General features: G+C 64.3%; 1 protein-coding gene. It reads left to right on the forward strand.

Annotated elements, in window-relative coordinates; genetic code table 11:
* Window positions 1-311 precede the first annotated feature (311 nt).
* A complete protein-coding gene (locus AC5RV1_RS21315; RefSeq protein WP_493995947.1) occupies window positions 312-893 on the forward strand; it encodes a dihydrofolate reductase family protein in 582 nt (193 codons plus the stop codon).
* Window positions 894-1,685: the final 792 nt, after the last annotated feature.

Here is a 1,685-nt window from a genome sequence, read left to right on the forward strand (position 1 = left end):
ATCCCACCCCTGGTGCGACCCGCCATCACCTCCCGCACCAAACGCCGCAACCCGCCACCACCTCCCGCAGCACGCACCGCCGTCAAACACCCCGCCAACTGCCGGCGCACCACGACGAAAGCTCTTCCTAGCTGAGTCGGGCGTTCACCGGGCTCACCCCGACCCGGTACGTCGAAGTCCAGCGGCGGTTCCTGCGCAAACATCCCGGCCACGTGTTGGACGGCTGACCGCTGCCGGCCGATTGATTTTTCACTAGAGCGACCGCTCACGAGACGCTAATGTGGGGGCACCCCAAAGAAGAGGAGAGCCCCGTGGGCAAGGTGGTCATGTACAGCTCGGTGTCAGTGGACGGCTTCGTCGCGGACGAGAATGACCAGCCCGGATTGCTGTTTGACTGGTTGACCAACGGTGACGTCCCGTTGGACGAGAGCGGCGAGGTGAAGGTGTCGCAGCCTTCCTACGACTACACCCGGCTGTACTGGGACCAGATCGCGGTGACACTCTGCGGCCGCCATGTCTTCGACCTGACGGACGGCTGGGACGGGAAACCTCCGAGCGGGATTGATCACGTGGTCGTCGTGACACACCGGCCGCAGCCAGAGGGCTGGAATCCAGAGGCGCCGTTTCACTTCGTCGACGGCGTCGAGGCAGCCATGGCCAAGGCGCAGGAGCTTGCGGGTGACCGCATCGTCGAGGTCGCCGCTGGTGATGTCGGTGGACAGATGCTTGCCGCCGGCCTGGTCAACGAGGTGCGCATGGACGTCGTACCCGTCGTGTTCGGGGCCGGTAAGCGCTACTTCGGGTCGGTCCACGCACAGCACTTGTTGGAGGATCCCGACGTGGTGATTCAAGGCAACCGGGTACTTCACTTGCGTTATCGGGTGGGCGGTTGATCGATTTCAGCGGGTCCGCGACGAAGCCCACTGCGAACGGTGGCACAAGAGCCTCGCTCCTTCCGGTGAGGGCTGTGTTCCTTTTGAAAGTCGGCGCTTGACCGGGTGGTTTCCAAACCTGTCTGAGGTCTTCCTACCGAGGTGGGGGTGGGGCAGTCCGCCGCCGATGAGCAGCATGCGTAGTTGGTAGTGCTTCGGGTTGCGGAAGCCGGGTCAACGTGGCGGTGGAGTTCGGTGAGCACGTTGATCACTTCGGTGCCGCCGGTGTTCGCGGTCCAGTGTCGAGGTTGATCAGGGACGCCTCGCACCACTGCTTGGGCGCCTTGTTGAGTCGCTTGATCTCCGGGATCGGGCAGGTAGGCAGCGACGCGAGGACCGTCGCCGCGACGGGCCGCCCCTCGACCCGGTTCTTGCCCTCGTAGGCCGAGGGGAGTTGTTGGGCGCACAGGCAGGCGACGAGCACTTCGTCCTGGCGTTCCCCCCGTCGAGCCGTGCACGTTGCCGCTCGGTGAGCTTCTCCTGGCCACAGCGCAAGATCGTGCGTATGCCATTGAGTGGGTCGTTCTTGCGTCCGGGGTGGCCGTTCAACGGGTCCAGGTTGGTGACCTCGACGCTGTTCCTAAGTCGTCGCCGCGTTCCTCGAGCCAGTCGCTGTACTCCTTCCACGAATGGCCCGGGCGCGTTTCAAGCTCTCGAGCCCCGTGATGCGGACTTCGTGCTGATGTTTGGGGTTCGGGGCTGAGGTGTTGGGGTGTGAGCCAGTCCATAGTGGTGCTTTGCTGGGTAGCGGGG

This window comes from Arthrobacter sp. Hb9-2, from assembly GCF_059091165.1.